This window comes from Pseudomonas sp. S37 (assembly GCF_016658545.1).
GTDB lineage: Bacteria > Pseudomonadota > Gammaproteobacteria > Pseudomonadales > Pseudomonadaceae > Aquipseudomonas.
On sequence record NZ_JACVZC010000007.1, the window covers coordinates 39,654 to 65,249 of the forward strand.

The 25,596-nt window shown below is 61.3% G+C and carries 24 protein-coding genes and 1 tRNA gene; 18 read left to right on the forward strand and 7 right to left on the reverse strand.

Translation table 11 applies throughout. The features are described 5' to 3' along the window. Nucleotides 1-107 precede the first annotated feature (107 nt). Both IAE39_RS04650 and IAE39_RS04655 read left to right on the forward strand, forming a co-directional pair. Nucleotides 108-1,502 carry an MFS transporter gene (locus tag IAE39_RS04650; RefSeq protein WP_201199775.1) on the forward strand — a complete coding sequence of 465 codons (1,395 nt, stop codon included), beginning with the start codon at nt 108-110 and terminating at the stop codon, nt 1,500-1,502. A 9-nt stretch (nt 1,503-1,511) separates the two neighbouring features. Next, entirely contained in the window at nt 1,512-2,060 is a 549-nt protein-coding gene (locus IAE39_RS04655) for a single-stranded DNA-binding protein (protein ID WP_103448767.1), read from the forward strand. Between the two features lie 72 nt (nt 2,061-2,132). Here IAE39_RS04655 and IAE39_RS04660 read toward each other — a convergent pair whose 3' ends face one another. Next, nucleotides 2,133-2,555 carry a hypothetical protein gene (locus IAE39_RS04660; RefSeq protein ID WP_201199776.1) on the reverse strand — a complete coding sequence of 141 codons (423 nt, stop codon included), beginning with the start codon at nt 2,553-2,555 and terminating at the stop codon, nt 2,133-2,135. Between the two features lie 271 nt (nt 2,556-2,826). On the opposite strand from IAE39_RS04660, the gene IAE39_RS04665 reads away from it, so the two are divergent. After that, the gene (locus tag IAE39_RS04665; protein ID WP_201199894.1) at nt 2,827-3,408 is read left to right on the forward strand and encodes a TetR/AcrR family transcriptional regulator; all 582 of its coding nucleotides are present in this window, start codon (nt 2,827-2,829) and stop codon (nt 3,406-3,408) included. A 212-nt stretch (nt 3,409-3,620) separates the two neighbouring features. After that, nucleotides 3,621-4,097, forward strand: a complete 477-nt coding sequence (locus tag IAE39_RS04670) for a nuclear transport factor 2 family protein (RefSeq protein ID WP_201199778.1) — start codon at nt 3,621-3,623, stop codon at nt 4,095-4,097. A 147-nt stretch (nt 4,098-4,244) separates the two neighbouring features. Here the strand turns inward: IAE39_RS04670 and cynR are convergent, their stop codons facing one another. After that, a complete protein-coding gene (gene cynR, locus IAE39_RS04675; RefSeq protein WP_201199895.1) occupies nt 4,245-5,132 on the reverse strand; it encodes a transcriptional regulator CynR in 888 nt (295 codons plus the stop codon). Between the two features lie 110 nt (nt 5,133-5,242). Between cynR and IAE39_RS04680 the strand changes: the two genes are divergently transcribed. The 11 genes from IAE39_RS04680 (at nt 5,243) to IAE39_RS04730 (ending at nt 17,447) form a co-directional block, all read left to right on the forward strand. Next, nucleotides 5,243-5,902 carry a carbonic anhydrase gene (locus IAE39_RS04680; protein ID WP_201199780.1) on the forward strand — a complete coding sequence of 220 codons (660 nt, stop codon included), beginning with the start codon at nt 5,243-5,245 and terminating at the stop codon, nt 5,900-5,902. Nucleotides 5,903-5,941: 39 nt separating this feature from the next. Then, nucleotides 5,942-6,412 carry a cyanase gene (gene cynS / locus IAE39_RS04685; protein ID WP_167063175.1) on the forward strand — a complete coding sequence of 157 codons (471 nt, stop codon included), beginning with the start codon at nt 5,942-5,944 and terminating at the stop codon, nt 6,410-6,412. Nucleotides 6,413-6,523: 111 nt separating this feature from the next. Next, entirely contained in the window at nt 6,524-6,781 is a 258-nt protein-coding gene (locus tag IAE39_RS04690; protein ID WP_201199782.1) for a DUF2790 domain-containing protein, read from the forward strand. Between the two features lie 321 nt (nt 6,782-7,102). Further along, on the forward strand, nt 7,103-7,972 hold the full coding sequence (locus tag IAE39_RS04695; RefSeq protein WP_201199784.1) for a DMT family transporter: 870 nt from the start codon (nt 7,103-7,105) through the stop codon (nt 7,970-7,972). A gap of 267 nt (nt 7,973-8,239) precedes the next feature. Beyond that, nucleotides 8,240-11,308, forward strand: coding sequence for a formate dehydrogenase-N subunit alpha (gene fdnG / locus IAE39_RS04700; protein WP_201199786.1), 3,069 nt, complete (start codon nt 8,240-8,242; stop codon nt 11,306-11,308). Continuing rightward, nucleotides 11,308-12,258, forward strand: coding sequence for a formate dehydrogenase subunit beta (gene fdxH, locus IAE39_RS04705; protein ID WP_201199788.1), 951 nt, complete (start codon nt 11,308-11,310; stop codon nt 12,256-12,258). Before fdnG ends, fdxH begins: the two co-directional genes overlap by 1 nt. Then, nucleotides 12,255-12,911 carry a formate dehydrogenase subunit gamma gene (locus tag IAE39_RS04710; RefSeq protein WP_201199791.1) on the forward strand — a complete coding sequence of 219 codons (657 nt, stop codon included), beginning with the start codon at nt 12,255-12,257 and terminating at the stop codon, nt 12,909-12,911. The genes fdxH and IAE39_RS04710 overlap by 4 nt, the downstream gene beginning before the upstream one ends. A 4-nt stretch (nt 12,912-12,915) precedes the next feature. Further along, nucleotides 12,916-13,836 carry a formate dehydrogenase accessory protein FdhE gene (gene fdhE / locus IAE39_RS04715; protein ID WP_201199797.1) on the forward strand — a complete coding sequence of 307 codons (921 nt, stop codon included), beginning with the start codon at nt 12,916-12,918 and terminating at the stop codon, nt 13,834-13,836. A 162-nt stretch (nt 13,837-13,998) separates the two neighbouring features. Further along, nucleotides 13,999-15,408: an L-seryl-tRNA(Sec) selenium transferase gene (selA, locus tag IAE39_RS04720; RefSeq protein WP_201199799.1), complete on the forward strand. Its 1,410-nt coding sequence runs from the start codon at nt 13,999-14,001 to the stop codon at nt 15,406-15,408. Nucleotides 15,409-15,422: 14 nt separating this feature from the next. Further along, nucleotides 15,423-17,345, forward strand: coding sequence for a selenocysteine-specific translation elongation factor (selB, locus tag IAE39_RS04725; protein ID WP_201199800.1), 1,923 nt, complete (start codon nt 15,423-15,425; stop codon nt 17,343-17,345). 6 nt (nt 17,346-17,351) lie between these two features. Beyond that, nucleotides 17,352-17,447: transfer RNA gene (locus IAE39_RS04730), tRNA-Sec, on the forward strand. A 107-nt stretch (nt 17,448-17,554) separates the two neighbouring features. Here IAE39_RS04730 and IAE39_RS04735 read toward each other — a convergent pair. Beyond that, nucleotides 17,555-18,544 carry an asparaginase gene (locus IAE39_RS04735; RefSeq protein WP_236548406.1) on the reverse strand — a complete coding sequence of 330 codons (990 nt, stop codon included), beginning with the start codon at nt 18,542-18,544 and terminating at the stop codon, nt 17,555-17,557. A gap of 71 nt (nt 18,545-18,615) precedes the next feature. After that, the gene (locus IAE39_RS04740; protein ID WP_201199803.1) at nt 18,616-20,058 is read right to left on the reverse strand and encodes an alanine/glycine:cation symporter family protein; all 1,443 of its coding nucleotides are present in this window, start codon (nt 20,056-20,058) and stop codon (nt 18,616-18,618) included. Nucleotides 20,059-20,236: 178 nt separating this feature from the next. Between IAE39_RS04740 and IAE39_RS04745 the strand changes: the two genes are divergently transcribed. Next, the gene (locus tag IAE39_RS04745) at nt 20,237-21,046 is read left to right on the forward strand and encodes a helix-turn-helix domain-containing protein (RefSeq protein ID WP_201199805.1); all 810 of its coding nucleotides are present in this window, start codon (nt 20,237-20,239) and stop codon (nt 21,044-21,046) included. 8 nt (nt 21,047-21,054) lie between these two features. Here the strand turns inward: IAE39_RS04745 and IAE39_RS04750 are convergent, their stop codons facing one another. Both IAE39_RS04750 and IAE39_RS04755 read right to left on the reverse strand, forming a co-directional pair. Continuing rightward, a complete protein-coding gene (locus IAE39_RS04750; RefSeq protein ID WP_201199807.1) occupies nt 21,055-21,849 on the reverse strand; it encodes a TSUP family transporter in 795 nt (264 codons plus the stop codon). A gap of 17 nt (nt 21,850-21,866) precedes the next feature. Continuing rightward, nucleotides 21,867-22,907, reverse strand: coding sequence for a hypothetical protein (locus tag IAE39_RS04755; RefSeq protein WP_201199809.1), 1,041 nt, complete (start codon nt 22,905-22,907; stop codon nt 21,867-21,869). A 292-nt stretch (nt 22,908-23,199) separates the two neighbouring features. Here IAE39_RS04755 and IAE39_RS04760 point away from each other — a divergent pair, with 292 nt between their 5' ends. Together IAE39_RS04760 and IAE39_RS04765 are read left to right on the forward strand one after the other, a co-directional pair. Next, the gene (locus tag IAE39_RS04760) at nt 23,200-24,084 is read left to right on the forward strand and encodes a sugar nucleotide-binding protein (RefSeq protein WP_201199811.1); all 885 of its coding nucleotides are present in this window, start codon (nt 23,200-23,202) and stop codon (nt 24,082-24,084) included. Further along, on the forward strand, nt 24,077-25,009 hold the full coding sequence (locus IAE39_RS04765) for an NAD-dependent epimerase/dehydratase family protein (RefSeq protein WP_201199813.1): 933 nt from the start codon (nt 24,077-24,079) through the stop codon (nt 25,007-25,009). The genes IAE39_RS04760 and IAE39_RS04765 overlap by 8 nt, the downstream gene beginning before the upstream one ends. A 129-nt stretch (nt 25,010-25,138) precedes the next feature. Here IAE39_RS04765 and IAE39_RS04770 read toward each other — a convergent pair whose 3' ends face one another. Continuing rightward, a complete protein-coding gene (locus IAE39_RS04770) occupies nt 25,139-25,582 on the reverse strand; it encodes a winged helix-turn-helix transcriptional regulator (protein ID WP_201199815.1) in 444 nt (147 codons plus the stop codon). Nucleotides 25,583-25,596 lie beyond the last annotated feature (14 nt).

A 25,596-nucleotide genomic window follows, 5' to 3' on the forward strand; every position in this document is an offset into this window, starting at 1 on the left:
AAACAAGGAAGTATACGGCGCCCTGCCAGTACGCGGCAAAGCGTCGCGTAGATGCCGTCAAGCTGTCGGACTGATAGAATCGCCGCCGGTTCACACGAGGTTACTCCATGCACGACACCCACAACGAGCGCATGAGCAGCGGCGAAACCCGCGCTGCTGGCGGCCTGGCCCTGGTCTTTGCCTTTCGTATGCTGGGCATGTTCATGGTCTTGCCGGTACTGGCCACCTACGGCATGGACCTGGCGGGTGCCACACCTGCGTTGATCGGCCTGGCCATTGGTGCCTATGGCCTGACCCAGGCGGTATTGCAGATACCGTTCGGGATGATTTCCGACCGCATTGGTCGCCGGCCGGTGATTTACCTGGGGCTGGTGATCTTTGCCCTGGGCAGTGTGCTGGCGGCCCAGGCCGACTCCATCTGGGGCGTGATTGCCGGGCGTATCCTGCAGGGCGCGGGGGCAATTTCGGCCGCAGTCATGGCGCTGCTGTCCGACCTTACCCGCGAACAACACCGGACCAAAGCCATGGCCATGATCGGCATGAGCATCGGCCTGTCGTTCGCTGTGGCCATGGTCGTCGGGCCATTGCTGACAAGTGCCTTCGGCTTGTCAGGATTGTTCCTGGCCACCGCAGGCCTTGCCCTGGTCGGCATCCTGCTGATCGCCTTTGTCGTGCCCAACACCCACAGCATCCTGCAGCACCGCGAATCGGGTGTGGCGCGCAAGGCCATCGGCCCGACCCTGCGCCACCCGGACCTTCTACGCCTGGACGTGGGCATCTTCATCCTGCATGCCATCCTCATGGCCAGCTTTGTTGCGTTGCCCCTGGCCTTTGTCGAGCGCGGCGGCCTGCCGAAGGAACAGCACTGGTGGGTGTACCTGACCGCGTTGTTCATTTCATTTTTTGCAATGGTCCCGTTCATCATCTACGGCGAAAAAAAGCGCAAGATGAAACGTGTGTTGGCCGGCGCGGTCAGTGTCCTGCTACTGACAGAGATATACTTCTGGGAGTGGGCTGACGGTTTGCGCGGACTGGTGATTGGCACCGTGGTATTCTTTACCGCATTCAACCTGCTGGAGGCGTCGCTGCCTTCGCTGGTGAGCAAGGTGTCGCCTGCCGGTGGCAAGGGGACGGCAATGGGGGTGTATTCCACCAGCCAGTTCCTGGGTGCAGCGCTGGGCGGGATTCTTGGTGGCTGGTTGTTCCAGCACGGCGGGCTGAACATGGTGTTCCTGGGTTGCGCGGTGCTGTGTGCCATCTGGCTGGTCGTTGCCTTGCGCATGAACGAGCCGCCGTATGTGACCAGCCTGCGCATGCCGCTTACGCCAGAGGCAGTCCGGGAAGCCGGCCTGACCGAGCGCCTGATGGCCGTGCCGGGTGTGACCGACGCCGTTGTGGTGGCTGAAGAAGCCGCCATCTATATCAAACTGGATACGAAAATTTTGGACCGTGCGACCCTCGAGCGACTGGTGAATCCAGCCTCTTCGGCGTGCGAAGCCTAGGAGAACGTTATGGCCCGTGGGGTTAACAAAGTCATTCTGGTCGGCACTTGTGGCCAGGATCCCGAAGTCCGCTACCTGCCCAACGGTAACGCCGTGACCAACCTGAGCCTGGCCACCAGCGAGCAGTGGACCGACAAGCAGTCGGGCCAGAAGGTCGAGCGTACCGAGTGGCACCGTGTGTCGCTGTTCGGCAAAGTTGCCGAAATCGCCGGCGAGTACCTGCGCAAAGGTTCGCAGTGCTACATCGAAGGCAAGCTGCAGACCCGCGAGTGGGAAAAAGACGGCATCAAGCGCTACACCACCGAGATCATCGTCGACATCAACGGCACCATGCAGCTGCTCGGCGGTCGTCCGCAGGGCCAGCAGCAGGGCGGCGACCCGTACAACCAGGGTGGCGGCAACTACAACCAGGGTGGTGGCCAGCAGCAACAGTACAACCAGGCACCGCCACGTCAGCAGGCCCAGCGCCCGCAGCAGCAACAGCGCCCGGCGCCGCAGCAGCCTGCACCGCAGCCAGCGGCTGACTTTGACAGCTTTGATGACGACATTCCGTTCTGATTCACCGCTTTTTCGAAGCAGCAAACACCAAAAGCGAAGCCACTGATTTGGCTTCGCTTTTTTTTGCCCTAATCAGGCCGGATGAATCATTACGTTAATACGGCGACGCTCGATAACTTTCTGGGCGCCGGGTGCGCCAGTGAGCTTGTCGAAAGTGACGGTGGTATCGGCATTGACTGCCGGATTAGGCACGACCCGTATCACCTGATAGTCCTGGCCTGCTGGCGCTTGCGGCTGAAGCTCGACAGTAGCGGAGTCCGGGGTGCTGGCGACCCAGGTTTCCCCAGGGGCCACTGCCAGCCTGGCGGAGTAAGTAGCCCCGGCCACGCTATGGAACGTGCAACCATCGACTACCTGCGCTTGCGCGGGGCAGTAGGCGGCCTTGGCACCGGGGCGCAGCGGGTTTTCGATGGCGTACGTGATGCCTTGCATATCGGCGAACGCCAGCGATGCGAAAGTGCTGGCGAGTAGGGTGATGGAGAATATTCCACGCATTGCAGTGCTTCCTTGTGTGCAAAATCATAATGTATACAAACTGTATAATTTGCCGAAGTCCGACGTCAATGCATGCTTCGCCTCCACTGGCGGGCATCCTGCCGAAGCGCCCGGTGAACACTTGAGGCAGCTCGGAGCAGGGTGATGGTCAGCTTGGGCGGCAGGGTTAAATCTGCGCACCAGACCGTGTGAAACCCTCTCTCCCAACCGGCAATCGAAAAATATTCAGTAGATGCTTGACCCGGGAGAACGGTCGTTCTACTCTGGCTACATGGAAAAGCCAATAACCGATACACGCGAAAAAATCCTGGCGACGGCCGAGCAGCTAATTTACGAGAACGGTATTCATGCCACGGGCATGGACCTGTTGGTAAAGACCTCGGGCGTAGCACGTAAAAGTATTTACCGTTACTTCGCGAACAAGGACGATGTCGCTGCGGCGGCACTCAACGCCCGCGATGTACGCTGGATGCAGTGGTTCAAAAGCGAATGTGACAAAGCGGAATCTGCGCAAGCGCGCATCATCGGTATGTTTGATGTGCTCAAGAGTTGGTTTGTATCGGACGGTTTCCGGGGGTGTGCTTTTATCAATACCGCCGGAGAAGTTGGCGATGCAGAAGACCCTATTCGCCAGATCGCGAAGTTGCACAAGCAAAAGCTGCTGGACTACACGTTTGAGCTGACCAGCCAATTGGCTGTCGACGATCCGATGGGCTTGGCGAGGCAACTCTTTGTGCTGATAGAGGGCACGATTACCGTGGCCCGTGTCATGGGCGATCATTCCTCTCTTGAGAGTGCAAAAGAAGTAGCGAAGTTATTAATCAAGGAAGCAAAGCGCACAGGCGCTCGATAACTCGGTTACACGTTAAACGTTAACCTTATATTGTTTTTTGATGAGCCGTCAGTAACAGCAATTTGCTGCTGTCACTGGCGACGGCTATCGGCTGCACGTTTTCAATCAACGCGACACGTTATTCAAGCTCGCTGCAATTAGGCCAAGCCGCATTGGCCTTATTTAATGAATGCTAACTCTTTTAATGTATCCACTGCCCTGGAGGCCCCCCCATGTCCAATGAACAAGCTCGTCCGCCACTTCCTCCTTTCACTCGCGAATCAGCGATTGAGAAGGTCCGACTTGCCGAAGATGGCTGGAATACCCGCGAGCCCGCAAAAATTGCCCTCGCCTACACGCTGAACACCCAATGGCGTAACCGCGCCGAATTTGCAACCAATCGCGAAGAAGCCCAGGGCTTCCTCACTCGCAAGTGGAAGAAAGAGCTGGACTACCGCCTTATCAAAGAGCTCTGGGCCTTCACCGACAACCGCATCGCCGTCCGTTACGCCTACGAGTGGCACGACGACTCGGGCAACTGGTTCCGCTCCTACGGTAATGAAAACTGGGAGTTTGAAGCCGATGGCTTGATGCACCGCCGCTTCGCCTGCATCAACGACATGCCTATCAAGGAAAGCGAGCGCAAGTTCCATTGGCCACTGGGGCGCCGCCCGGATGACCACCCAGGCCTGACTGAACTGGGCCTGTAAGCCGTGGCAAACCTGATCCTTCATAGCTGAAGGATCAGGTTTTTTGCTTTACCCACGGTGTCGGCATGGCAATCACGCCGAAATCAACCGCAAGTGCCGTCTTCCTTCCCCAAGCGTCAAGCCGCGCCATCAACCCTCGTGGCCGCCTCACTCACCAAGACCGCTGGACACTTCTTTGGCCAGCTCGATGAAAACCCCCACCGCCGCACTCAGATAAGCTTCTTTTCGCCGTAAAAGAACGGCTGTTCGCTGCAAGCGTTCTGGCTCCAGGGTGATGGCCACCAGGTCGTCATGGGCCAATGCAATTCTGGCAGGCAGCAAGGTCGAAAGATGCGTTCGTCGAACGATCTCAATCACTGCCCCAAGGGCATTGGCCTCCATTTGCACCTGGGGGCGTATCTCGTGTTTGCGGCAGTAGCGGTCGATTTGTTCACGAGTGGCAAACTCGGTACTGAGCAGAACCAGAGACTCAGCACTCAGGCCTTGCGATGTTATTGCCCGCTCCTCGGCCAGGCGGTGCCTTCGGTTCACCACTAGAGCGAGCGTTTCGTTTAGCAAGGGGAGGGCTTCAATGTCCGGTGTATTTACTTCATCGAACGCGATCCCTACGTCCAGCTCTCCTGCCAGAAGTAGCTCCTCGATGCGCTCTTGGGAGATCTCTTTCAGGTTGACGGTGATTCTGGGGTGCCTGGAATGAAATGCCTCAATCAGCGGCCCCACGAGATAGGTCGTGAACGTCGGCGTTACGGCAATGCGCAATGAGCCACGACTGAGGTCGCTCACGTCATGAATAGCGTTTTTAGCTTCGCGCAGTTCCTGATAAGCACGGCGCGCATAAAGCAGATAAACGTCGCCCGCGTCAGTCAATCGCGTTGTGCGTCCAGAACGGTCGAACAACTGGGCTCCAAGACTTTCTTCCAACAACCTCACCTGCTGTGACAAGGCCGGTTGTGAGACATGCAGCGCCGCTGCAGCCTTTGTGAAACTGAGATGTTCCGCAACCGCGAGGAAATACTGGATGTGCCGAGCGAGCATGTCTTGACTCATAAGATTATCTGATCCACTGCATAATAAATGAGACTTTTACCTTATGTCATGCCTTGCTTAATCTCTGTTTCACACCCAGCGACATTGAGACAGCAACCATGAAAGCGATCATCGACGGTTTTCTGAAGTTCCAGCAAAACGCCTTCCCTGAGCGGGTCAAACTGTTTAAGGACCTGGCTAACCAGCAAAGTCCAAAGGCGCTGTTCATCTCGTGTTCTGACAGCCGGCTGGTGCCTGAACTGGTTACCCAGCGCGAGCCAGGCGACCTGTTCGTCATCCGCAATGCCGGCAACATCGTCCCCTCGTACGGCCCGGAGCCAGGCGGCGTTTCGGCCTCGGTCGAGTATGCAGTGGCCGGGCTCAACGTCGCAGACATCGTGATCTGCGGCCATTCCGACTGCGGTGCGATGACGGCCATTGCAACCTGCAAGTGCCTGGACCACATGCCTGCCGTGGCCGGCTGGCTGCGCTACGCCGACTCGGCCAAGGTGGTCAACGAGGCCCGTCAGCACCCGGACAAACCAAGCAAAGTCGCTTCCATGGTGCGTGAAAACGTCATCGCGCAACTGGCCAACATCCAGACCCACCCATCCGTTCGCCTGGCGCTCGAAGAGGGCCGCGTCACCCTGCATGGCTGGCTCTACGACATTGAAACCGGGCGTATCGATGCCTTCGATGGCAGTACCGGGGCCTTTGTGTCGCTCGCAGAGAACCCAGAAGTCCACGCCCTTTCCCAGCAAGCCAGGCACGTTGCCTGAAACCTGTACCTACGCCTTTACCTACCCAGGAGATTCACCATGATCCAGACTCAAGCTACCCGTACCGCTCGCCAGGAACTGACCGAAATCATCATTCTGGCCAAGGCCCGCAAGGACCTTTCCTTCGCCGAGATCGTCGATGGCACCGGCCTGTCCGAAGCCTTCGTCACGGCAGCCCTGCTTGGCCAACACCCGCTGCCTGAAAGCGCCGCCAAGGTCGTAGGCGAAAAGCTCGACCTCGATGCTGATCAAGTTGCGCTGCTGCAATCGATGCCCATTCGCGGCAGCTTTTTCGAAGGCATCCCTAGCGATCCGACCATCTACCGGTTCTACGAAATGATGTCGGTCTACGGCACCACCCTCAAGGCCCTGGTCCACGAGAAGTTCGGCGATGGGATCATCAGCGCCATCAACTTCAAGCTGGACATCAAGAAGGTCGAAGATCCCGACGGTGGCCACCGCGCAGTCATCACCCTGGATGGCAAGTACCTGCCGACCAAACCTTTCTGATGTAACCCCGCCCGGCGTCAGGCGACGCCGGGCTAGCCCCCAACCCTTTATTTCGACTGAGCGCCATTCAAGTGCGCTGGCCTTCTCACGCCTTCAATACAGGTGATTGCGATGAAGCTGTTACTCGTTTTGTTCCTCGGCTGCCTGGGTTCTGTGGCCATGGCCGATGGCCAGGTTACCCAAACTGCACAGGTTACGGTGGAGCTCTATCGTTACGCTCAGCGCCTCGATATCGCCCATGTTGTGGCGGTAACCCCGGTACCTGATGTCTGCGACGTGGTGCCAATGCAGTTGACTTACGACGACTCCAAAGGCGACCGGCACATCATGGAGTACCGCATTATGGGGAATGGTTGCTCTAATAACTGACCTGCACCGACACATCTGCCTGATGCCCGGCACTTGGGCATCAGGGTTGTGAAATCGAGCAAGCTTGTAGCTGCATTATCATGCGCGGTCGAAGGCCACCGCACATACACATAGGTCGCTAGAACCTATGGCAACCGCCGGGGCAACCGTTCTTATCAGAACGTGTGGTCGTCTAGCAAGACCAGGAACCCAGGGCAGTTGCCCTGGGTTTTTATGTCCGAGTCCCCGGTGTAGGAGGCTTCTGAAATTGCCAGTGTTGCGACCAGATTGCAGCCCTCACCCTTTAGTATCTGCTCCCTAGCAGGCAGAGGGGATGGGCAAATGGACGTCATGATGGGGCTGGTAGCTGCTGTGTTATGGGGCGCAACGGATTTTCTGGTGGGTGTGAACGCCCGTGCGGTTGGCATTCGTCGATCTGTCTTTTTTGGACAGGTGTTGGGTCTGCTGCTGATGGGGCTGATTATCTTCGTTTCGGCCAATCAACTGGAAAAGATGCTGGCGGCACCTGTTAGCGCATTGCTGCTCGGTGGGGTTGCGGCGCTTTGCACGGTGTTAGGGGCGCTGTCACTTTCCAAGGCCTTCGCTATCGGCAAAACGGTGGTGGTGGCCCCCCTGGTGACCTCGTATGGCGTCATTACTACGCTGCTGGCCTGGTTGGGCGGTGATGAGTTATCGCTTTGGCAGTTTCTTGGCTTGCTGACCTGTTTCCTGGGTGTGCTGTTGGCCAGTAGCAGCGGTAAGAGGGAGAGTGAGCAAGTGCGCTCGATGAGCCGTTTGCCAATAGGTTTCGCCTTGTTGGCTGCGACGCTCTACGGCATCAGTTTCTGGCTTCAGGGGAAGTATGCGCTGCCGTCGCTCGGCCCGGTGAACATGCTGGCGCTAGGGTATGCAGTAGGGGTGATCTTCCTGATGCCCGAAGCGCTTAGACTGATGAGAGGCTGGTCGGCAATCGGACCACGAACCTGTGCAACATTGTGCTGTGCCAGCTTGTTTAACCTGGGTGGTTTTTCTGCATTTTCTTGGGGGGTACTCAATGGTTCAATTTCCATTGTCACGGTGATCAGCACACTGTCGGGCGGCATCGCTGCAATACTTGGCTATTTTTTCTTTCGAGAGCGGTTGTCCTGTTTTCAGGTTGTGGGCGTGAGCCTGGTTTTGGCAGGTGCTGTTCTGCTGCATCTCCTTGAGTGACATTGATTCCTTTCAGATGTAGCGAGCCATGGTGGGGCCTCCGTGGGAGCGCGCTTGCTCCCAGTGGAACAGTCCCATGGCTCGGGCCTGGGCACAGTGCTTGGCACCGGTAGCGCCAGCAACAGTGTCTGCCACTGACCCATGTCATCGCACCTTCCCGATTCTTGACTAGTCTTATCTATTGGCAGCCATCAAAAAGCCGCCACCGTGACTACCAAGAGACGCCGGCCATGTTCCGTGCGTCCACCACCTGATCAGGAGTGCACGATGGACCTGAACCGTCGGCAGTTCTTCAAGGTCGCCGCTGTCGGCCTTGGAGGCTCGAGCCTGGCGGCGTTGGGCATGGCCCCGACGCCGGCCTTCGCCGAGCAGGTGCGTCACTTCAAGCTGGCGCACACCATAGAGACGCGTAACACCTGCCCCTACTGCTCGGTCGGCTGCGGCCTGATCCTGTACAGCCAGGGCGATGCGGGCAAAAACGTCAAACAGAACATCATCCACATCGAAGGGGACGCCGACCACCCGGTCAACCGCGGCACGCTGTGCCCGAAAGGCGCCGGCCTGCTGGACTTTATCCACAGCCCGAGCCGCCTGCAGTACCCCGAGGTACGCAAGCCGGGCAGCAAGGAGTGGGTGCGGGTCAGTTGGGATGAGGCGCTCGACCGTGTCGCCGACCTGATGAAACAGGACCGCGACGCCAACTTCATCGAGAAGAACGCTCAGGGGCAAACTGTAAACCGCTGGCTCACCACCGGTTTTCTCGCTGCTTCCGCCGCCTCCAGCGAGGCTGGTTACCTGACCCACAAGGTCGTCCGCGCAACAGGCATGCTGGGGTTCGATAACCAGGCACGTGTCTGACATGGCCCGACGGTGGCAAGTCTTGCCCCGACGTATGGCCGTGGCGCCATGACCAACCACTGGTCCGATATCGCCAACGCGAATCTGGTCCTGGTGATGGGTGGCAACGCAGCAGAAGCGCACCCGTGCGGCTTCAAGTGGGTGACCGAGGCCAAGGCGCACAACAAGGCGCGGCTGATCGTGGTCGACCCGCGGTTTACCCGTACCGCTTCGGTGGCGGATTACTACGCGCCGATCCGCACCGGTACCGACATCGCCTTCATGGGCGGGCTGATCAACTACCTGCTGACTTCTGACAAGATCCAGCACGAGTACGTGCGCAACTACACCGACGTGTCGTTCATCGTCAAAGAGAACTATGGCTTTGAGGACGGGCTGTTCAGCGGCTACGACGAGGCCAAGCGCGTGTATGCCGACAAGTCCGGCTGGGGTTACGAGCTGGGTGAGGACGGTTTTGCCAAGGTCGACCCAACCCTGCAGCACCCGCGCTGCGTGTTCCAGCTGATGAAGCAGCATTACAGCCGCTATACCCCGGAGCTGGCGAGCATGACCTGTGGCATGCCGCAGGACGCGATGATGAAGGTGTGGGAAGAGATCGCCACCTGCTCGGTACCGGGCAAGACCATGACCATTCTCTATGCGCTGGGCTGGACGCAGCACTCGATCGGCGCGCAGATCATCCGCAGTGCGGCCATGGTCCAGTTGCTGCTGGGCAACGTCGGCATGCCGGGTGGCGGGGTCAACGCCTTGCGCGGGCACTCCAACATCCAGGGCCTGACCGACCTCGGCCTGCTGTCCAACTCGCTGCCGGGCTACCTGACCCTGGCCGGCGACGCCGAGCAGGACTACGCCACCTACATCGACAAGCGCGCTTCCAAGCCGCTGCGCCCGGGGCAGCTGTCGTACTGGCAGAATTACGGCAAGTTCCACGTCAGCCTGATGAAAGCCTGGTATGGCGCCAACGCCACGGCAGAAAACAACTGGGGCTACGACTGGCTGCCCAAGCTCGATGTACCAGCGTACGACGTGCTGCGCATGTTCGAGATGATGGGCCAGGGCAAGGTCAACGGCTACATGTGCCAAGGCTTCAACCCGATCGCCGCGCTGCCGGACAAGAACCGCGTAACGACTGCGCTGGCCAAGCTCAAGTGGTTGGTGATCATGGACCCGCTGGCCACCGAAACCTCGGAGTTCTGGCGCAACGCCGGGCCGTTCAACGATGTAGACACGGCCAATATCCAGACCGAGGTGATCCGCCTGCCCACTACCTGCTTCGCCGAGGAAGACGGCTCGCTGGTCAACAGCAGCCGCTGGCTGCAGTGGCACTGGAAGGGCGCCGATGGCCCGGGCGAAACCCGTACCGACGTGCAGATCATGAGCGAGCTGTTCCTGCGCCTGCGCCAACGCTACCAGGCTGAAGGTGGTGCCTACCCTGACGCGATGATGAACATCAGCTGGCCGTACAAGATTCCTGATGAGCCATCCCCGGAGGAGCTGGCCAAGGAGATGAATGGCTGGGCGGTGACGGACCTTACCGATGCCACCGGCGCCACGCTCAAGGCGGGTCAGCAGCTGTCGGGCTTCGGCCAGATGAAGGACGACGGCAGTACTGCGTCCGGCTGCTGGATCTTCGCCGGCTGCTGGACCGAGCAGGGCAACCAGATGGCCCGTCGCGACAACAGTGACCCGTACGGCATGCACCAGGTGCAGAACTGGGCCTGGGCCTGGCCAGCCAACCGGCGCATCCTTTACAACCGTGCCTCCAGCGACCCGCAAGGCAAGCCGTGGGACCCGGAGAAAAAGCGCCTGGTGTGGTGGAACGGCAAGGCCTGGACCGGTACCGACGTGCCCGACTTCAAGGTCGATTCGCCACCTGAGGCGGGGATGAACCCGTTCATCATGAACCCTGAAGGTGTGGCGCGTTTCTTCGCCATCGACAAGATGGCCGAAGGGCCGTTCCCCGAGCATTACGAGCCGTTCGAAACGCCGATTGGCATCAACCCGCTGCACCCGCAGAACAAGAAGGCCATCAGCAACCCGGCCGGGCGCATCTTCGATTCGGTGTGGGACACCCTCGGCACGCACGACGAGTTCCCGTATGCGGCGACCACCTACCGGCTGACCGAGCACTTCCACTTCTGGAGCAAGCATTGCCGGCTCAACGCCATTGCCCAGCCCGAGCAGTTCGTCGAGGTCGGCGAGGTGCTGGCCAACGAGAAGGGCATCAAGGCCGGTGACCGGGTGCGTGTGTCGAGCAAGCGCGGGCATATCGACGCGGTGGCGGTGGTGACCAAGCGGATTCGCCCGCTGCAGGTCAACAACCAGACCGTGCACCAGATCGGCATTCCGCTGCACTGGGGCTTTACCGGCGCGACCCGGCATGGCTACCTGACCAACACCCTGGTGCCATTCCTCGGTGACGGCAACACGCAGACGCCAGAGTCCAAGTCGTTCCTCGTCAAAGTGGAGAAACTCTGATGGCCAGCCAAGACATCATCGCCCGCTCGGCCACCACCACCGTACCGCCCTCGGTACGCCAGCAACAGGAAGTTGCCAAGCTGATCGACACCACCAAGTGCATCGGCTGCAAGGCCTGCCAGGTGGCGTGTTCGGAGTGGAATGAACTGCGTGACGAGGTCGGCCACAACCACGGTACCTACGACAACCCCCAGGACCTTACGGCCGAGACCTGGACGCTGATGCGCTTTACCGAGCACGAGCGCGACGATGGCAACCTGGAGTGGCTGATCCGCAAGGATGGCTGCATGCACTGCGCTGAGCCAGGTTGCCTGAAGGCCTGCCCGAGCCCGGGGGCGATCATCAAGCACGCCAACGGCATCGTCGACTTTAACCAGGACCACTGCATCGGTTGCGGGTACTGCATCACCGGCTGCCCGTTCAACATCCCGCGCATCTCGCAAAAGGATCACAAGGCGTACAAGTGCACCCTATGTTCCGACCGGGTGACCGTGGGCCTGGAGCCGGCCTGCGTGAAAACCTGCCCGACCGGGGCAATCGTGTTCGGCAGCAAGGACGAAATGAAGGTGCATGCCGCCGAGCGCATCGTCGACCTGAAGTCACGCGGCTACGACAATGCCGGGCTGTATGACCCGGATGGCGTCGGAGGCACCCATGTGATGTACGTGCTGCACCATGCCGACACGCCCAGGCTGTACGCCGGCTTGCCGGACCAGCCGGTGATCAGCCCGCTGGTGGGGCTGTGGAAAGGCTTCACCAAGCCGCTGGCGCTGTTGGCGATGGGTGCAGCGGTGCTGGCCGGGTTCTTCCACTACGTGCGGGTTGGCCCGCAGCGGGTCGAGGAGGACGAACACCCGACGCCACCGGACAGTAGCGTGCGTCAGGTGGACCCCGCGGTGCATATCTACGATCCGGGCAAGCCCGGTGGGCAAGGGGAGCAGCGGCCATGAACGACAACAAGCCCATCCTGCGCTACAACGCCAACGAGCGCACCAACCACTGGATCGTAGCGATCCTGTTCATTACGGCAGGGCTTTCCGGGCTGGCGCTGTTCCACCCGGCGCTGTTCTGGCTCAGCCACCTGTTCGGTGGCGGGCCATGGACGCGTATCTTGCACCCGTTCCTGGGCGTGGCGATGTTCGTGTTCTTCCTTGGTCTGGTGCTGCGTTTCTGGCGGGCCAACTTCATCACTGCCAACGACCGCCTGTGGCTACGTCGCGTGGACCGGGTGATGCTGAACAAGGAGGAGGGCGTGCCGCCGGTCGGCAAGTACAACGCCGGGCAGAAGCTGCTGTTCTGGACCTTGCTGGCGTGCATGCTGGTGCTGCTGCTCAGCGGCGTGGTCATCTGGCGGGCGTATTTCAGCCACCTGTTCGGCATCGAGGTCATTCGCCTGTCGGCACTGGCCCATGCCCTGGCGGCGTTCGTGCTGATCCTCAGCATCATCGTGCACATCTACGCCGGCATCTGGATCAAGGGTTCGATCGGCGCCATGCTGCATGGCTGGGTAAGCCGCGCATGGGCACGCAAGCACCATGAGTTGTGGTACCGCGAGGTGACCGGCGACAAGACGCCGGGCAATCACGGACGAAAAGAAGGATGAGCGCTTGAGCACGATACTTGAACCCGGCCAGATCGAAGCGTCGGCGGTGATGCCGCCGTTTCTGCACCTGCCTCCGGCCAACCTGTTTGCACTGCGTGCCGCGCGGCTGGAGTACTTGGCCGAGGGCAACGCGCTGGGTGATTACCTGCGCTTTATCGCACAGCTGTGCCGCGTGCAGCAGCAGCTTGTGGATAACCCGCCCGGCGGATTGCCAGTGGCCGAGGAGCGTCAGCGCCTGTGCATAAGTCATGGCCTGCCACCCCTGGCAGCTGACAGCCTGGTGCGTGAAGGCCCGTGGCTGGACTGGTTGCAGGCCTTGCTCATGCACCTCGACAGCGAGGCCGGTGGCGCGCTGGGCGAGGCGCTGCAAGCCCTGCGCGACAGCGACGATCGTCGGCGCAAGGGCTGGGGTATCGCCTTGCTCGGTGGGCAATACGATGCGCTGCCGGCGGCGCTGGTGCCGTTCATTGGCGCGGCCTTGCAGGCCGCGTGGTCGAGCTGGTTGCTGGCACTGCCAACCGCCGAGCTCAAGCCCGCCGGCAGCCTGGCCCAGTGCCCGGCCTGCGGTTCGCCGGCGATGGCGGGGGTGGTGCGTAACCGTGGCAAGCACAACGGCCTGCGTTACCTGGCCTGTTCGCTGTGCGCCTGCGAGTGGCATGTGGTGCGGGTCAAGTGCGTGTATTGCGAGTCGAGCAAGGATTTGCGCTACACCAGCCTGGAAGACGACCGCCATGCGCCGGGCAAGGCGCCGCTGCGCGCCGAGTGTTGCCCGGGGTGCGAAAGCTACCTGAAGCAGAATTACCTGGAGAACGATGCAGCGGCCGAGCCACTGGCCGACGATCTGGCGAGCCTGGCGCTGGATATCCGCCTGGACGAGGAGGGCTTTTATCGCCTGGCACCCAACCTGCTGCTTGCGCCCGGGTAGTGGGTGAGTGTCTACACTGAAGTACCGAGTTGCCTTCTTCGCGGGTAAACCCGCTCCTACAAGGAATTGCGCAGGTCTCGAGATCTGTAGAGGAATCTGTGGGAGCGGGTTTACCCGCGAAAGGGCCAGCACAGACAACGGATCAGTCCAAGGTAGTACCGCATGTCCAACAGCCTCGCCAGCGACACCCCACGCCTGCCGTCCATCGATACCCTCCTGCGCCACCCGGCCTGCCTGCCACTGATCGACCGTCACGGCCGCGACGCCGTGCTGGCCACCTTGCGCCAACTGCTCGACGACCTGCGTGACCCTGCCCGCAATGGCCAGCTCAGCGCCGCCGAACTGGCCGCTGAAGTCCTGCTGGGCCGCAGCGGCGAACGCCTCGCCCTTCAGCAACGCAGCCAGGTCCGCCGTGTCTTCAACCTCACCGGCACCGTGCTGCACACCAACCTCGGCCGTGCCCTGTTGCCCGAGGAAGCCATCGAGGCCATGCAGACCGCTGCCCGCTACCCGCTCAACCTGGAGTTCGACCTGGCCACCGGCAAGCGTGGCGACCGCGATGACCTGATCGAAGGCCTGATTCGCGAGCTGACCGGCGCCGAAGCCGTCACCGTGGTCAACAACAATGCCGCCGCCGTGCTGCTGGCGCTGAACAGCCTGGGCGCGCGCAAGGAAGGCATCATCTCGCGTGGCGAGCTGATCGAGATTGGCGGCGCTTTCCGCATTCCCGACATCATGGCCCGTGCTGGCGTCAAACTGCACGAAATCGGTACCACCAACCGTACCCATGCCCGCGACTACGAAGCTGCCATCGGCCCGCGCACCGGCCTGCTGATGCGTGTGCATTGCAGCAACTACAGCATCCAGGGTTTCACCACCCAGGTGCCCACCGCCGAGCTGGCGCGTATCGCCCACCAGCATGACTTGCCGCTGCTTGAGGACCTGGGTAGCGGTAGCCTGCTCGACCTCACCCGCTGGGGCCTGCCTGCCGAACCGACAGTGCGCCAGGCCCTGGCCGAGGGTGCCGATATCGTCACCTTCAGTGGCGACAAACTGCTGGGCGGGCCGCAAGCCGGCATCATCGTTGGCCGCAAGGAGCTGATTGCCAAGATCAAGAAGAACCCGCTAAAGCGCGCGCTACGCGTCGACAAGATCACCCTCGCCGCACTCGAAGCGGTGCTGGCGCTGTACCGCAACCCGGAACGGTTGGCCGAACGCCTGCCCAGCCTGCGCCTGCTCACCCGCAACCAGGCCGAGATCCAGGCCCAGGCCGAGCGTTTGGCTCCTGAACTCAAGGCTCGCCTCGGCGAGCAATGGGCTGTCAGCGTGGAACAGGCGTTGGGCATGATCGGCAGTGGCAGCCAGCCGGTGGCGCGCTTAGCCAGTGCTGCCCTGTGCCTGCGCCCGCAGGTGTCGAAGAAGCTGCGTGGGCGCAGCTTGCATGTACTGGAGCGGGCCCTGCGTGACTTGCCGGTGCCGGTACTTGGCCGTATCGACGACGACGCCCTGTGGCTCGATCTGCGCCAACTGGACGATGAAGCCCAGTGGCTGGCGCAGTTGCCTGCCCTGTAACTGGGGCCGGTGCAGTGATCGTTGGCACCGCCGGGCACATCGACCACGGCAAGACCGCCCTGCTGAAGGCGCTGACCGGCCAGACCGGTGACCATCGCCAGGAAGAGCGCGAGCGTGGCATGACCATCGACCTGGGCTACCGCTATGCGGCGTTGGCCGAAGGTGCGCCGCTGACGGGCTTTATCGATGTACCGGGCCATGAACGCTTTATCCACAACATGCTGGCCGGCGCCCATGGCATCGACCTGGTGTTGCTGGTGGTGGCTGCCGACGACGGGGTCATGCCACAGACTCGCGAACACCTGGCGATCATCGAACTGCTGGGCATTCCTCAAGCGCTGGTGGCGATCAGCAAGCGCGACCGGGTCGAGCCGACGCGTCTGGCTGAGGTACAGGCGCAAGTCAGTGAACTGCTGGCGCCGGGGCCGTATGCCGGGGCGCGGCAGTACCCGTTGTCGAGCCTGAGCGGGGAGGGCGTCGATGCGTTGCGTCAGGCGTTGCTGGAGGCCGAAACGGCTGTGCGGCAACGCAGTGTGCGCGGCGGCTTTCGCCTGGCTGTCGATCGCGCCTTCGCGGTTACCGGTGCTGGCGTGGTGGTCACTGGCACGGCACTGGCCGGGCAGGTAAGTGCCGGCGATACCTTGCTGCTGGGCAAGGCTGGTAAAGCAGTACGGGTTCGCGGTCTGCATGCACAGAACCAGGCCGCACTGGTAGCAGAGGCGGGCCAGCGGGTGGCGCTGAACATTAGCGCCGAGCGCTTGGCGGTGGAGCAGGTACACCGCGGCGACTGGCTGGTAGCCGAGTGGCTGCATGCACCCAGCGTGCGGGTGGATATCGAGCTGAACCTGCTGCCGGGCGAGACCCGCACCTTCGAACACTTCAGCGCTGTGCATGTGCACCTCGGCACCCAGGATGTGACGGCCCGGGTCGCCTTGCTCGAAGGCGAAACGCTGGCGGCTGGCCAGCGTATGTTTGCCCAGTTATTGCTCAACGCACCGCTGCAGGCCGTGCATGGCGACCGCCTGGTGCTGCGCGACCAGCGTGCCCAGCGCACTCTGGGTGGCGGTAAGGTGCTCGACCCGTTCGCGCCCAGCCGACAACGCCGCAGCGATGAGCGCCTGCGCCAGTTGCAGGTGCTGCGCGATGCCGAGGATCTGGAGCAGGCCCTGCCGGCACTGCTCGTGAGTGCCCCGGGTGGTCTTGACCCACAGCGCCTCGAGCGGCAGTTCAACCGCCTGCGGGAAACCTGGCAGTTGCCGGAAGATGTGCGGGTGGTGGCTACGCGACAGGGCCAGCTGTTGTTTGCCAACACCCAGTGGTACGCACTGAAGCAGCAGGTACTGGAGCAGTTGACGCGGTTTCACCAACAGGAGCCCGATCAGCTTGGGCCGGACCGTGACCGCCTGCGTCGCTTTGCAGCATTGCCGTTGGAGCGGCCAGCATTTGTCAGTCTGCTGGATGAGCTGCTTGATGAAGGAACGATTGCCAGCAGCGGACCCTGGCTGCACCTGCCCGATCACAAGGTACAGTTGAGTGAAGCTGACAGTGCGTTGTGGGCACGGTTGCAGCCCAAGCTGCTGGCAGGCCAATACGATCCGCCCTGGGTTAGGACCTTGGCCAGTGAGCAGAACTGTGCAGAGGCGGATGTGCGCCTGTTACTGCGCAAGCTGGCGCGGTTGGGCCTGGTGCACCAAGTGGTGCGCGACCTGTTCTACCCCGAGGCGACGCTACAGCGCATGGCAGAGCTGCTGCTGGGGCAGACAAGAGAGACGCCGTTAGTGCAGGTTGCCGCGTTTCGCGATATGTTGGGCATCGGTCGCAAGCGCAGTGTGCAGATCCTGGAATATTTCGACCGCATCGGCCTGACCCGCAGGGTGGCCGACCAGCGTCACATCCGCGCCGACAGCGCCCTGGCCCAGCAGCAGGCCAGGCACTGAGTACAAGGAAGGCAATCGCGCCCGGTGGCGCGGCCGGGCTTCAAACCCGGTTGGGGACGGCAGCCGTTCCCGGGCAGGTTCGACTCCCGCTGCCTTCCGCCATTATTTTCTACCTGTAGGGCCTCTTCGCGGGTAAACCCGCTCCTACAACGATTGCATTCCCTGTGTAGGAGCGGGTTTACCCGCGAATAGGCCCTGAAGGGTTAAACCTAAGCCCGCTCCCCACACAGATCCAGCGCAAACCACTGTTCTGCTGCATCCACACCCAATCCCGCCCCCAGCAACGCAACCATCTTGCCCAACGCCGCCTCACGGGTCATGCCACCACCACTGACCAGCCCGGCTCCGCGCAGTCGATTACCCGCCGCATAGGTATCGAACACCACCGACCCCTCAGGGCACTGGCTGATCGCCGCCAGCAGCACACCGCGCTGGCGCGCCGCGCGCAGCACCTCCAGCAACGCCAGGTCATCCGACGGCCCGGTACCACTGCCATAGCACTCCAGCAGCAACCCTTGTACGCCGCTGTCAAGCAGGCCTTGCAAGTGCCCGGCCTGCAGCCCTGGGAACACCGGCACTACCGCCAGGTTGACCGGCTGGCGCGGGTGTTTGTAGCCAAGCTCCACGGGGAGTGCCTCGGCACGCTCACCCTCGCGATGGCGCGGCAGTGCGGCAAACGCATCGAACGCCTCACTGCGCAGCTTCGACGCCCGGCAGCCATGCAGCAATTGCCCATGGAAGTACAGCTGCACGCCGTCCTCCAGGCCTTGTTCGAACTGGCGCAGCGCACCACACAGGTTGGGCCAGGCGTCGCTGTCGGGGGCGCCGGCAGGCAGCATCGAGCCGGTCAGCAGCACCGGCACCGGCAGGCCCAGCAGAAGGAACGACAACGCCGCAGCGCTGTAGGCCAGGCTGTCGGTACCGTGCAGTACCAACACACCATCATGGCCAGCCACATCCACCGCCGCGACGATGGCATCGCGCATCGCCAGCCAGTTGTGCTGTTGCATGTTGGCGCTGTCCAGCAGCGGGTTCAGCTCTTGCAGGGTCCAGTGTACCTGGGGTGCATCGGCCAGCTGGGCGAAGTGTTCACGCATCCGTGCTTCAAAACCGCCAGCCGGCGCCAGGCCTTCCGGGGTTTCGAGCATGCCGATGGTGCCACCGGTATAGAGAACGAGAAGATTCTTGACTGCACGCATGGAAAGCATCCGAAGCGGTGAGCGGAGAAAAAAGCCGCCCACGGACGGGGCGGCTTGGGCAGGGGAGGATATCAGCGCTGTGGCTGAGCTTGGCCAGCTGCTTTGTCAGCGGCTGTTTCCACCTGCGGGTTGGCAGGCCAGGCATTGCGGTCCAGGTCCAGGTCGGCGAACTGGGTCGAATCAAACACCGGCTGCTTGATACCGGCCTTGCGTTGGTTGTCGTAGTCGCGCATCACCCGCAGGCCGACCTTGAACAGCAGGGCCAGGGCGATCAGGTTGACGAAGGCCAGGCAGGTCATGGTGATGTCGGCGAAGGCGAACACGGTCGACAGGTCTTGCATCGAACCCCATACCACCAGGGCCAGCACCAGGCCACGGAACACCATCAGCACCACGCGGTTGCGGCTGAGGAACTGCAGGCTGTTCTCGCCCAGGTAGTAGTTGTAGAGGATGCAGGTGAACACGAACAGCGACAGTGCAACGCTGACGAACACGCGGCCCCAGTCACCGACCACGGCGGCCAGCGAGTTCTGGGTCAGGACAATGCCGTCACCTTCGAAGCCCGGGGTGTAGAAGCCCGACAGCAGGATCAGCAGTGCGGTGCAGGTGCAGATCACGAAGGTGTCGAGGAACACGCTGAAGGCCTGGACCACGCCCTGGGCGCCCGGGTGCTTCACTGCAGCCACGGCGGCAACGTTCGGTGCACTGCCCAGGCCTGCTTCGTTGGCGAACACGCCACGCTTCACGCCCATGACGATGGCGCTGCCGAGCAGGCCGCCAAAGGCTGGGTCGAGGCCGAAGGCGCTCTTGAAGATGGTTTCCAGCATGGCGGGTACGTGGTCGATCTGGGTGCCGATCACATACAGGGTCACGCCGATGTAGGCCAGGGTCTTGACCGGCACCAGCAGGTCGGACACTGCCGCGATGCGCTTGATGCCGCCGATGAAGGTGATCGCCAGCAGCACGGCCAGGACGATGCCGGTGTGGCTTGGGTCGAAGGCAAAGGCGTTCTGCAGCGAATGGGTCACGGTGTACGACTGCAGGCCGATGAAGGCGAAGCCGTAGGTGACCAGCAGCAAGATCGAGAACACGATGGCCATGCTCTTTAGCTTCAGGCCGTGCAGGATGTAGTACGCCGGGCCGCCGCGGTACAGGCCGTCGCCGTCAGCGCGCTTGTACACCTGGGCCAGGGTACATTCGAAGAAGCTGCTGGCCATGCCGACCAGGGCAGTCACCCACATCCAGAACACTGCACCTGGGCCACCCAGGGTCACGGCAATACCGACACCGGCGATGTTACCGGCGCCGACGCGGCCGGCCAGGCTCAGCATCAGGGCCTGGAAGGAGCTCAGCTGGCCTGCCTGGCCACGCAGCGATTCCTTGAAAACAGCGAACATGTGGCCGAAATGGCGGAACTGGACGAAACGGGAGCGGATGGTGAAATAGCTACCCAGCCCTACGATCAGCACGATGAGGAGTTTCCCCGAAAGGAAATCGTTGAGTACTTCGAGCATTGGAAAATGACCTCGATTCTTATTCTTCGTGTGGAAAGACCAGCGGACGGCAGGCGCACCGCTATGCGTTGGGGCGCATGGTTGGCCATGACAAGAGTCGTTACAATTTCGCGGCTTGCTCTGACTTGATGCGACTTGATGCTACAATGGCGTCATTCGCGTCACCTGGGTTCCGCACATGAGCGATCATTTCGCTACCAACCTCAAACTGGCCTGCAGCCACTACCGCTCTATTTCCGAAGTTTGCCGCCAGCTGTCGATCAACCGCGCGCAGTTCAACAAGTACCTGAGCGGGCAGAGCCGTCCGACGGCTTTCAACCTCAAACGCATCGGTGATTTCTTCGGCGTCGAGGATTACGAACTGAACTTGCCGGCCGAGCAGTTCGCCCGGTTGATCGGCGCACGCGTGTCGACGCTGGCCGAGCAGCCCAGCGACCCGATCAGCGAGTTGTTCCGCCCGCTGCACGAGCATGCCGGCAACCTCTCGCGCTATTGCGGTTACTACTTCGAGTACTCCAACTGCATGTCGGTACCGGGCACGATCCTGGTGTCGCTGGTGCATCTGTGGGAAGAACGCGGCCGCTTCCTGTTCGAGCGCCAGGAGCGCCAGGAGCGCTCCAGCGCCACCGACCAGCATGCCGAAGTGCGTTGCCGTTACCTGGGCGCGGCATTCCAGCTGCAGGATCGGGTATTCCTCATCGACTACGAGTCGTTGACCTTCAACGAGATGAGCCAGACCATCCTCATTCCCAGCTTCAAAAGCCGCATTACCCGCCTGAACGGCCTGAAGGCCGGGGTCTCCAGCGGCGATCGACGCAACCCGGCCTGCACCCGGGTGGTGTGGGAGTATCTGGGCGAAGAGATCAATCGCATCAATGCCTATCGGCAGGTGAAGCTGTACCGGCCGGATGATCCGCGTATAGATGATGATGTACGCGAGCGGTTGAGCGTGGGGCCGTTGCGCAACAGCCTGTTCGAGATTGAGTGATTTCGCATTCAGGGCACAAGGCGATGCAGCCACTGCGCAAACGGGTTGTCTGCATCGAGCAGCAACTTGGTTGCCATGATGCAGCAAACACAGACCAGCAATGGCTTGATCAGACGAGGGCCGAAGTGCACGGCGCAACGCGCGCCTAACTGAGCACCCGCAAAAGCGGCAAGCGCCATGGTGATTGCCAGTGGCCAGATGATCGCGCCGCTCAAGGAAAACACTGACAACGCGCCAAGGTTGCAGGCAGCGTTCAAAAGCTTGCTATTGCAAACGGCCTGGAGCAGATGCTGGCCGAGCAAGATGACGCAGGCCAGCATGAAGAATGAGCCGACGCCTGGACCGAAAACACCGTCGTAAAACCCGATGATGGGCGCTGCAGTCATGCAGAACGCGCTGGTTGAAATCCTCGCTTTGCGCGTTTGATCATCAGGTTTAGGGCTAAAAGCGAAGTAGGCTGCGACAACGATCAGGAGGATTGGTACACAGGCCTGCAGCAGTGCTTTGGGTACGAAACTGACTGACAAGGCACCTAGTGCCCCGCCGAAGAAGGCCATAAGGGCCATCAAGCGGGATCTTTTCCAGTCGATCATGCCTTTGCGGGCAAAGGCGAATGTAGCCGAAACGGTCGCTGATGCTGCCTGAAACTTGTTGGTGGCGATCGCAGCCAACGGTTCGATTCCGGCTATGAACAGTACCGGCAGGGTAATCAAACCACCGCCGCCGGCAATAGCATCAAAGAAACCGGCCATGAGCGCCACCAGCGCGAGAACAAGAACAAGTGTTACATCGAGTTCTATCATTGAGTGGTTTCCTGTGCTCAGGCACGAACCAGTAGTGGATCTTCAGCGATTACAATTGGAACTGCGCAACGGGAGTATCCGAACTGACGTAGCAATAATCGCCGGTTGTCTCGAATGATGTCGCGGCTGTGCAAGGCTCGACCGTTGTTGATCAGCAATGCGGTGTCTGCTTGAAGGTCGAACAGCAAGGGAGGCGTGCTGCTGAGTACCTGCTGAAATGCATTGAATGCGCGCACAGCTGCGCGACTGGCATTGGCGTTGAGTGAAAAACGATAGCTGTTGTAGCGAATTGCAAATCCGCCGTCGGGGTTGAACTGGAGCAGCGAGACCGCCTGGCCTGCGTTGCCATGCCCATCCGCGAAGCATTCACTACGCGTAAAGTCAAATGATGGCGAAGTAAGGGCGAGCACATCCAGGCTGTGCATTCGTTCGAGGATGTGCCGAAGTGGAAAAACCGCAGTAGCTTCGTGGGCAGGATTCCATCGTGCTGTCAGGATAAGTGCGCAAGGCGCAGGCGAATGGCCATTGCTGGCAACCGTCGAACAATTGTAGGGCGCTTCGGTATGTGGCCCCAGGCGCATCCCTGCATGTGAGGTCAGTTCGGTTTCAGTATCGGGTTTTTCGTCGAGGAGAGGGATGCAGCCGCCTCCTTTGAAGTTAGCGACCAAACGCACCTGTTTGCCGTCATTGTCGATGTCGAAGGCAAAACTGCGATGTTGTGCCAGTGCCAGCAGCAGGTGGTTACGCGACGCAAGGAATTGGCAGCGGTTGCTGTTCGCCAGCGACATGATGTCGGCCAGCTTTTCAGGGGGCGGGTCGTCGGCGCCAGGCATCTGCCTGAACATCAGGGCAGATAGCTGGCCTGCACTAAATCGCTGTAGCGTCGACTGTTGGTCAGCACTCAATAGTGTTTCGAGTTGTTCAGCAAATAGGCGGGCTTGAACCGCCACGCCTCTAGCTTCTGGCCCCCCCAGTTCTGTAAGGGTTTGGCTTGCGAGCGCTATCGCCTGGCCTTGCTCCCTGTTGAAGTCCAGATAGGCAACTTCCGAATGGTGCATGAAACGTTCCTTGTAGTGGATAGCGTGAAGTGCCTTTGTTACCGCCGCTCGCACAATTGCGTCGGCAACAAGCAAGTGGCAGCAAACAATGATTCAATGCCGTTGGGCCGTTGAAGGGAAATCAGCCTGATCTTTGAGCGCTGTAGGAGATTTCTGCTTGTTGAGATTTCGATATGAAAGCGTTGAGCGATTGCGATGAACGGTTTGCTCGAGACCCCGTGTTGGACTTCCCCGCCCGGAAACCGCAAAATGACCCCTTTCCTTCATCAACCTCTCCGGATCTGCTGACTCTATGCGTATGCGCCTAATGCTGTTGGGTGGTGGCAATGCCCTCGGGCAAGCGCTGATTCGTCTTGGGGCCGAGGAGGACATCGCATTCCTGGCGCCGCGCCCGCCCGAGAACGGCTGGACGCCGTCCAGCCTCACTCAGCTGCTCGACGACCATCGCCCCGACGCGCTGGTCAACCTGGCTTATTACTTCGACTGGTTCCAGGCCGAGTCGGTCAGTGAGCCGCGCCTGGCGCAACAGGAGCGCGCGGTGGAGCGGCTGGCCGAGCTGTGCCAACACCACCAGATCACCCTGGTGCAGCCTTCCAGCTACCGGGTATTCGATGGGTCGCGGGCCACGGCTTACAGCGAAAAGGACGAACCTGTGCCGCTAGGCCTGCGCGGCCAGGCGCTGTGGCGCATCGAGCAGAGCGTGCGTGCCACCTGCCCTCAGCATGTGTTGCTGCGCTTTGGCTGGCTGCTGGACGAAAGCATCGATGGCTCGTTGGGCCGCTTCCTGACCCGTGCCGAGCAACCGGCGGAGCTGCTGCTGGCCGATGACCGGCGCGGTAACCCGACGCCGGTCGATGATGCCGCACGGGTGATCCTGTCGGTGCTCAAGCAGCTCGATTGCAACGCGCCGCTGTGGGGCACCTACCATTACGCTGGCAACGAGGCGACTACGCCGCTGGCGCTGGGCCAGGCGATCCTCACCGAGGCTGGCCAGTACCGCCAGCTGGCGGTGCAGGCACCGACCCCGCAGGCGCATGCCGCGCGCCCGGATGCCAGCGAAGAGCCGCAGCACGCGGTGCTGGCCTGCAAGAAAATCCTTCATACTTTTGGCATCAAGCCGCGCGCCTGGCGCGCCGGCTTGCCGCCCCTACTGGACCGGTTCTACCGCCATGGCTGATGCCCCCATCCTGATCACCGGCGGTGCCGGCTTCATTGGTTCCCACCTGTGCGATGCGTTGTTGGACAAAGGCTACGCCGTACGCATTCTCGACGATTTTTCCACTGGCCGGCGTGGCAACCTGCAAGTTGATCACCCTCGATTGGAACTGATCGAAGGCGATGTTGCCGATGCCGGGTTGGTCACGCAGGCTGCGGCCGGCTGCAGTGCCGTGGTGCACCTGGCTGCGGTGGCTTCGGTGCAGGCTTCGGTCGAAGACCCGGTGCGTACCCACCAGAGCAACTTCATCGGTACCCTCAACGTCTGTGAAGCCATGCGCGTGCACGGCCTGCGACGGGTGCTGTTCGCTTCCAGTGCGGCGGTGTACGGCAACAATGGCGAGGGTGAGTCGATTGCCGAAGACACGCCCAAGGCGCCGCTCACCCCCTATGCGGTGGACAAGCTGGCCAGTGAGCAATATCTGGACTTCTACCGCCGCCAGCATGGCCTGGAGCCGGTGGTGTTCCGCTTCTTCAATATCTTCGGGCCACGCCAGGACCCTTCTTCGCCGTATTCCGGGGTGATCAGCATCTTTTGCGAGCGCGCAGTGCAGGGCTTGCCGATTACCGTGTTCGGTGATGGCGAGCAGACCCGCGATTTCCTTTATGTCGGGGATCTGGTGCAAGTGATGGTGCAGGCGCTGGAGCAGCCGCAGGTCGAGGAGGGGGCGGTGAACATCGGCCTCAACCAGGCCACTTCGATCAACCAGATGCTGGCGGCGTTGGAGAAGGTGGTCGGTAGCTTGCCGGCGGTCAGCTATGCGCCGGCGCGCTCGGGGGATATTCGCCATTCGCGGGCGGATAACCAGCGGTTGCTGGCGCGGTTCGAGTTTGCTCAGGTGACGCCGATGGTTGAGGGGTTGGCGCGGCTGTTGGGTAAACGCTGAAGCTGATGGGGCCGCTTTGCGGCCCATCGCGACACAAGGCCGCTCCTACAGGGATCGCGCAATGCCGACGATTCGCGATCCCTGTAGGAGCGGCCTTGTGTCGCGACGGGCTGCGCAGCAGCCCCAAAATCACCCATGCTGCACAACCCTGCGCAAGCAATCCTCAGCATTCAAAACCCGCCCATCGACGGCCCGCACTTGCAACGTCTCGAGCCCCTGCCCGTTAGCACCCTCCACCAGTTCCGATCGCGCCTCGCCCGGGGCGAACAGAAACCTCTCCCCCCACTGCCTCAAGCCAACCACCACCGGAAATACCGAGCGCCCTTTCTCGGTCAGCACATATTCCTTGTAGGCGCTGCCATCCGAAGCTGGCTGCATCGCCAGCAACCCACTCTCCACCAATAGCTTGAGCCGCGAGGCAAGAATGTTCTTCGCCAGCCCCAGGTTCTTCTGAAACTCGCTGAAGCGTCGCAGGCCGTCGAAGGCATCACGCAGGATCATCAGCGCCCAACGGTCACCCAGCACTTCCAGGGCCCGGGCGACGGGGCACTGTGCGTTGTTTTCATCGAGCATGCTGCAAACCTGTC

Coding starts and splice junctions, on each gene's coding strand:
- IAE39_RS04650 (WP_201199775.1), top strand. CDS start 108: ATGCACGACACCCACAACGAGCGCATGAGCAGCGGCGAAACCCGCGCT.
- IAE39_RS04655 (WP_103448767.1), top strand. CDS start 1,512: ATGGCCCGTGGGGTTAACAAAGTCATTCTGGTCGGCACTTGTGGCCAG.
- IAE39_RS04660 (WP_201199776.1), bottom strand. CDS start 2,555: ATGCGTGGAATATTCTCCATCACCCTACTCGCCAGCACTTTCGCATCG.
- IAE39_RS04665 (WP_201199894.1), top strand. CDS start 2,827: ATGGAAAAGCCAATAACCGATACACGCGAAAAAATCCTGGCGACGGCC.
- IAE39_RS04670 (WP_201199778.1), top strand. CDS start 3,621: ATGTCCAATGAACAAGCTCGTCCGCCACTTCCTCCTTTCACTCGCGAA.
- cynR (WP_201199895.1), bottom strand. CDS start 5,132: ATGCTCGCTCGGCACATCCAGTATTTCCTCGCGGTTGCGGAACATCTC.
- IAE39_RS04680 (WP_201199780.1), top strand. CDS start 5,243: ATGAAAGCGATCATCGACGGTTTTCTGAAGTTCCAGCAAAACGCCTTC.
- cynS (WP_167063175.1), top strand. CDS start 5,942: ATGATCCAGACTCAAGCTACCCGTACCGCTCGCCAGGAACTGACCGAA.
- IAE39_RS04690 (WP_201199782.1), top strand. CDS start 6,524: ATGAAGCTGTTACTCGTTTTGTTCCTCGGCTGCCTGGGTTCTGTGGCC.
- IAE39_RS04695 (WP_201199784.1), top strand. CDS start 7,103: ATGGACGTCATGATGGGGCTGGTAGCTGCTGTGTTATGGGGCGCAACG.
- fdxH (WP_201199788.1), top strand. CDS start 11,308: ATGGCCAGCCAAGACATCATCGCCCGCTCGGCCACCACCACCGTACCG.
- IAE39_RS04710 (WP_201199791.1), top strand. CDS start 12,255: ATGAACGACAACAAGCCCATCCTGCGCTACAACGCCAACGAGCGCACC.
- selA (WP_201199799.1), top strand. CDS start 13,999: ATGTCCAACAGCCTCGCCAGCGACACCCCACGCCTGCCGTCCATCGAT.
- IAE39_RS04735 (WP_236548406.1), bottom strand. CDS start 18,544: ATGCGTGCAGTCAAGAATCTTCTCGTTCTCTATACCGGTGGCACCATC.
- IAE39_RS04740 (WP_201199803.1), bottom strand. CDS start 20,058: ATGCTCGAAGTACTCAACGATTTCCTTTCGGGGAAACTCCTCATCGTG.
- IAE39_RS04745 (WP_201199805.1), top strand. CDS start 20,237: ATGAGCGATCATTTCGCTACCAACCTCAAACTGGCCTGCAGCCACTAC.
- IAE39_RS04750 (WP_201199807.1), bottom strand. CDS start 21,849: ATGATAGAACTCGATGTAACACTTGTTCTTGTTCTCGCGCTGGTGGCG.
- IAE39_RS04755 (WP_201199809.1), bottom strand. CDS start 22,907: ATGCACCATTCGGAAGTTGCCTATCTGGACTTCAACAGGGAGCAAGGC.
- IAE39_RS04760 (WP_201199811.1), top strand. CDS start 23,200: ATGCGTATGCGCCTAATGCTGTTGGGTGGTGGCAATGCCCTCGGGCAA.
- IAE39_RS04765 (WP_201199813.1), top strand. CDS start 24,077: ATGGCTGATGCCCCCATCCTGATCACCGGCGGTGCCGGCTTCATTGGT.
- IAE39_RS04770 (WP_201199815.1), bottom strand. CDS start 25,582: ATGCTCGATGAAAACAACGCACAGTGCCCCGTCGCCCGGGCCCTGGAA.